This is a genomic window from Chamaesiphon sp. OTE_20_metabat_361, assembly GCF_031364565.1.
In genome coordinates this window covers 1-5,330 of the sequence record NZ_JANLWO010000060.1, presented here as the reverse complement: position 1 = coordinate 5,330, position 5,330 = coordinate 1, and the positions used below count along the sequence as shown (strand labels likewise).

Annotated in this window: 10 protein-coding genes; 2 read left to right on the top strand and 8 right to left on the bottom strand. The window is 44.8% G+C overall.

All coding sequences use genetic code 11. The features are described 5' to 3' along the window. The 3 genes from rpsU to RMO35_RS01600 all read right to left on the bottom strand — a co-directional run. Positions 1 to 98, bottom strand: a 98-nt coding sequence (gene rpsU, locus RMO35_RS01610) for a 30S ribosomal protein S21 (RefSeq protein WP_309738089.1), incomplete at its 3' end; no start/stop codon positions are given. 250 nt (positions 99 to 348) lie between these two features. Continuing rightward, positions 349 to 639 carry an RNA-binding protein gene (locus RMO35_RS01605; RefSeq protein ID WP_309738088.1) on the bottom strand — a complete coding sequence of 97 codons (291 nt, stop codon included), beginning with the start codon at positions 637 to 639 and terminating at the stop codon, positions 349 to 351. A 200-nt stretch (positions 640 to 839) separates the two neighbouring features. After that, positions 840 to 962 carry a hypothetical protein gene (locus RMO35_RS01600; RefSeq protein WP_309738087.1) on the bottom strand — a complete coding sequence of 41 codons (123 nt, stop codon included), beginning with the start codon at positions 960 to 962 and terminating at the stop codon, positions 840 to 842. Between the two features lie 109 nt (positions 963 to 1,071). On the opposite strand from RMO35_RS01600, the gene sipA reads away from it, so the two are divergent. Beyond that, positions 1,072 to 1,293: a regulatory protein SipA gene (gene sipA, locus RMO35_RS01595; protein ID WP_309738086.1), complete on the top strand. Its 222-nt coding sequence runs from the start codon at positions 1,072 to 1,074 to the stop codon at positions 1,291 to 1,293. 112 nt (positions 1,294 to 1,405) lie between these two features. Beyond that, positions 1,406 to 1,933 carry a DUF4149 domain-containing protein gene (locus RMO35_RS01590; RefSeq protein ID WP_309738085.1) on the top strand — a complete coding sequence of 176 codons (528 nt, stop codon included), beginning with the start codon at positions 1,406 to 1,408 and terminating at the stop codon, positions 1,931 to 1,933. A 19-nt stretch (positions 1,934 to 1,952) separates the two neighbouring features. Here RMO35_RS01590 and RMO35_RS01585 read toward each other — a convergent pair whose 3' ends face one another. From RMO35_RS01585 to RMO35_RS01565, 5 genes are all read right to left on the bottom strand, one after another. Then, positions 1,953 to 2,630 carry a class I SAM-dependent methyltransferase gene (locus tag RMO35_RS01585; protein WP_309738084.1) on the bottom strand — a complete coding sequence of 226 codons (678 nt, stop codon included), beginning with the start codon at positions 2,628 to 2,630 and terminating at the stop codon, positions 1,953 to 1,955. A gap of 151 nt (positions 2,631 to 2,781) precedes the next feature. Further along, on the bottom strand, positions 2,782 to 3,069 hold the full coding sequence (locus tag RMO35_RS01580) for a P-II family nitrogen regulator (protein WP_309738083.1): 288 nt from the start codon (positions 3,067 to 3,069) through the stop codon (positions 2,782 to 2,784). Between the two features lie 2 nt (positions 3,070 to 3,071). Next, positions 3,072 to 4,070, bottom strand: coding sequence for a sodium-dependent bicarbonate transport family permease (locus tag RMO35_RS01575; protein WP_309738082.1), 999 nt, complete (start codon positions 4,068 to 4,070; stop codon positions 3,072 to 3,074). Positions 4,071 to 4,105: 35 nt separating this feature from the next. Continuing rightward, positions 4,106 to 4,297, bottom strand: a complete 192-nt coding sequence (locus RMO35_RS01570; RefSeq protein WP_309738081.1) for a hypothetical protein — start codon at positions 4,295 to 4,297, stop codon at positions 4,106 to 4,108. An 81-nt stretch (positions 4,298 to 4,378) separates the two neighbouring features. Next, on the bottom strand, positions 4,379 to 5,330 hold a 952-nt coding region (locus RMO35_RS01565; protein WP_309738080.1), incomplete at its 5' end, for a lyase family protein.

Sequence of the window (5,330 nt, the reverse complement as noted above, 5' to 3'; positions counted from 1 at the left end):
CGCATATCTGGGAAAATCCCCGCTTTGGAGACTTCTCGCTTAAATCGGCGTAGCACTGACTCAATGCCTTCACTTTCACCGGGAATTACTTGAGACATCCTAACCCATCCACAAACTTAGTTATTTGACATACCTCCTCGTCCCAAATGAGCGAGGATTCCTTGACGCTTCACAGCAACTTGCTACCGAGATAGTCTTACTATTGCTCCACATCTGTTTAGCTTCCAATGCTTTACGGCGACTTATAAAACTAACAAGACTAGATCGTATTAGCTATTTATCGACCAAAAAAGGACAAACTTGGAGTCTGCCCTTCTTTTTGCTTGACTCAAACGCTAAGGCTCAAATCTAGTAGCGACGGTTGCCACCGCCACCACCACCGAATGAACCTTTTTCTTCACGAGGCTTAGCCTTGTTGACTTTGAGGTCGCGACCCATCCATTCAGCGCCATCGAGAGCTTCGATAGCAGCAGATTCTTCTGCGTCTGTTTCCATTTCCACAAAAGCAAAACCGCGTAGACGACCAGTTTCCCGATCGGTAGGCAATTGAACTCGCTTGACTTTACCGTACTCGGCAAAAGTCTGAGTTAGGTCATCCTGCGTAACTTCGTAGGATAAATTGCCGACGTAAATTGACATATCGCTGTCTCCAGAATCCTGTAGGTGTAGAGAGTTAGATTCGGAGAAAAGCTTGTAAAAAGAACCATACAGCCGAAAATAATCTTCACCTCTTATAGTAGCACAGGATTAGTCAAACCGATCGCCTACCGTCAGATAGATGATGTCCCAAGTTAATAATTTAGTAATAGTAAAAAGCAGATCGACCAATTCAAGTAACACTATAGATTAGAGGTGCGATCGATCGTCTCTAAATCTCGCTCTGTCACACTCAGCAACATCATCAACCAGTAGTAACATCTACCTAATGACAGATTTTTGGAGTAGATCGCGGCGAAATTCACCAGATCTAATCTCGCTCTAGTTCGCATTCACACCAGAATCGATCGCTAAGGCGATAAATCATCGATAATTAGTAATCGATAATTAATCATTAATAACTTATGTCTAATTATGTTTAAAGAACTTAATATTGGCACTAATGTGCGCATAATTGCGTTACCGACTCATCTCAAAACTGCCGATCCGATGCCGATGTTACGTTCGCCAAGCTTGCTACCAGTGGGAACGCGCGGATTAATTATCGATCGCAAACCCGGCAATTATTGGGTAGTAAAATTCGAGCGGGGGGCATTTTTACTGGAAGATCGCTATTTAGAACCGATTGAAGACTAACTTAACCGGAACTTTGCCACTGAAATAGGTTTGCGTCGATACAAAAATTAGTATTGCTTATCGGTCTGATAAGTTATCCTGAATAATAAGGTTCGATATAAAGGTGGATAACATGACGCAAGCATTTGATGGCGGTCAACAGAGTAGATTCTCGATCGGCGATATCGCTGCCCAAAGATGGCAAAACCTCGTTACTGGTAGCTTGGGTTTTTGGCTCAGTGGTAGTTTGATTTTAGATTTAGTCATCATGCCCACCTTATGGACGACGGGGATGATGGAGAGCAGTGGATTTGCTTCGGCAAGCTACAGTATTTTCTGGATTTTTAATCGGGTAGAGTTGCTGTGTGCGGCAATAATCTTAAGCGGTGTGTGGGCACTGAGCAAACTATCGGATCGCATGAATCATCAGTCTCAGATGTTGGCAAGTGCAGTGATGCTGATGGCGATCGCGATGAGCTATACTTTCGTAGTAACGCCTTATATGAGTGGATTGGGTATCGATTTAGATATTTTTGCGACCACCAAATCTTTGCCTGTAGAAATGAATCAGATGCACTCGATTTACTGGGTGTTGGAAGCCAGTAAACTCGGGATTGCTGGTTTGTTATTGTCTTTATGCCAACGCTCGACAGTCAAGTAGTTGCCAAGAGTGCCTTTGGTTATCGCTCCGAGATCCCAATGAAAATCGCCGCAGCGGGTTTACCTGTCTGCGGAAGAATGGGTTCGCGGATTTCGACGATCGATAAGCCGTTGGTAGCATAGAGTTGCACCCAAGTCTCCATCGTGCGAAAATACCACGGCGTGGGTGTAAAGCCACTACTGAAGCCATCCCAGCTTGTAGAACGCCAACTATCGACATATGTGAAATTGCCACAGACAAGTAAGGGATGTAGTGTCTGGACGATAAAAGAACCCTGGGGATTGAGTAGCGAACGGATCGATCGGAATAGACTCGTTACTGATTGTTGTCCCAGTAAGGAAAAATTAGCAACTACCACATCGAACTTTTCCGCTAATTTACCGCCAGCGATCTCTTCATAGGAGAGTAGCTCGAATCTCTGGCTACCATTCAGACGTGCGCGATCGATAAATGCTGGGATAATATCGGTACCCAGGACATCCATGCCCAGTAATGTTAATTCCCGAGCTAGCCAACCTTCACCACAACCAAGATCGAGGACTTTGCGCCCATTTTGACTGACGACGGCATCGATTATCGCTCGATCGGTTACTAATTTACGACTTTCAATCTGCCGCTCCTCAATTGCGATAATCCAAGGGGCGGCATTTTTGTGCCAAGATTCGATAATTTCCAGATCTTTATCAACGATTTTCATCAAGATATTCCCGAGGTTAAGTTAGCAGGAAAATACAATTATCGATCGGATGGATTCTGTCTAAAACCTAGATGGTGGGCAGTGCCCACCCTACTACTGGGACTACTGGGACTACATTCTACTAATTATTAATTATTAATTATTAATTATTTTAATGAGCGATCCATTCTGCATCGGTGACAATAAATATTCCTCCAAGTTTTTTGAGTAGGGGTTGCATTGCATTAGACAATTGCTCTGCCATTATTAACTCAGTACAGATAATCATAATATAGCTATTAGTAATCAAATCGTCTCCAGAATAGCCATGTTCGCCGCTGCCAGAGACATTATTAATCACTGTATAGCCAGCGATCGCATTTTTTCTGAGAATTTTCAAGACAGCAGGAACTTCGAGATAACTAACAATAATTTCAACCTTTTTAACTTTTTGCAGCACGTTTAAATTCCCAATATTTTAATAGTCTGTAAATAAATCGGAATCCCAACAATGATATTGAAGGGAAAGGTGATTGCCAATGCCATCGAGACATATAAACTAGGATTGGCTTCCGGCACAGTCATCCGCATCGCGGCAGGTACGGCAATGTAGGACGCACTGGCACAAAGTACGGAAAATAGCAGCGCATTACCTTGTCCCATGCCAATTGCCTTGGCTAAGAAAATTCCGATGAGCGCATTGGCAATCGGCATCAAAATGGCAAAACCAATTAGGAACATCCCAGTTTTGCGAAGATCCTGAATCCGGCGTGCGGCGACTAATCCCATATCCAATAGAAAGAACATTAAAGCGCCATAAAAAAGGTCTTTTTCGACAAATAAATGTACTTTTGCCCAGCCATCTCCACCAGTAAGCACACCAATAATCAGGCTCCCGATTAAAAGTAAGACCGAACCATTTAAAAAAGCCTCGCGCAACACTTCACCCCAAGAAATTTCTGCGCTATCGTCTTTATCTACAGATAGCTCGGTTTCTTTTTTATTAAACACTCTGACGAGAATTAATCCGACGACGATCGCGGGTGATTCCATCAGTGCTAAAGCTGCTACCATATGACCACCGTAAGGAATCTGAAGCTTATCGAGCAGCGAACTCGCCGTAATAAAAGTCACCGCACTGATCGAGCCATAAGTAGCGGCGATCGCTGCTGCATTATAATTATCTAACCTAATTTTTAGAATAAAAAAGGAATAGACTGGTACGATCGAAGCCATAACGATGGCGGCTATTAATGTGCTGATAATTAAGGGACTCAAACCACTTTCAAATAATTCATGTCCGCCTTTAAAACCGATCGCCACTAGCAGATAGAGTGAAAATAGTTTGGGCAGTGGATTGGGGATTTCTAAATCGGACTGCACAAAAATCGCTATCATGCCCAGGAAAAAGAATAGTACGGGCGGATTTAAGATATTAGACAGAATTAAACTACTATCCATCGCAGCTTCAAAATTTTGCTATTAATGTTCGTTCATTATCCGGCTGTTGGTGACAAGTCGGGCAATTGTTTCAATCGATCGATACAATTGGGTAAGAGATGGGAGATGGGAGATGGTAGATGGGAGACGAACAAATCTTTTTGTCGTAGGTTGGGTTGAGCCGCGTTGGCGTAGCCTTTCGGAACGAAACAACCCAACATTTCCAGCGTAGAGGGTAGGGTGGGCACTGCCCACCATATGGGTTTCAGGCTTTTCTGGTGCGATCGATATTTGCGCCGACTTACTTGTGTCTACTGCTGCGATATACCTCAAGCTGAGGGTAGCTGACTCATTTTGTCTAGATCTAAAACCTGTGCTAACAAATCTGGCTCCATCAGTCCTTGCTCTAGGACGATTTGCCGCAGAGATTTACCTGTAGCTAGGGACTCCTTGGCGACATTAGCAGCATTGAGATAACCGATATGAGTATTGAGCGCCGTGACGAGTGCGAGACTGCCTTCAGCGTAGTCATGACAGCGTTCGGGATTGGCGGTGATGCCGACGATACATTGGTCTGTCAGAGCTTGCAGGGCATTGCCCAAGATCTCGATGCTATGAATCAGATCGTAAGCAATCAGGGGCATCATCACATTTAATTCCAATTGTCCTGCTTGGGCGGCCATCTCGATCGATCGATCGAATCCCATCACTTGAAAACAGACCATCGAGATCATTTCTGCCATCACTGGGTTGTATTTTCCCGGCATGATTGACGAGCCAGGTTGGACAGGAGGCAGTTGAATTTCTTTGAAACCAGTCTTAGGGCCAGAGTCCATCAATCGCAGGTCGTGGGAGATTTTTACTAGGTCTGCGGCGAGATTGCGGAGACTGCCAGAGACATTTACAAATGGTGCCATGCTTTGCATTGCTGCCATTAAGTGTGGGGCGACAGTCAGGGTTTGCCCGATTAATTCTCCCAAAATTTGGGCGACAGTCGATCGATATTCTGGGTGGGTATTTAGTCCCGTCCCGACGGCACTACCACCCAAACCGAGCTTGGTTAAATCCCCTGCGGCGGTAGTAATTCGGACTTGATGGTCGCGTAAGATTTGAGCAAAAGCGCCGAAACTGTCGCCTAGTCTGACTGGCACGGCATCCTGCATGTGCGTCCGCCCAGATTTGACGATCGAGTCAAATTCTACTGCTTTTTGGTCTAATGCGGCGATCGCGCTAACGAGAGCTGGCTCTAGGGTATGACTGAGTGCCAGCAGTCCCCCGACC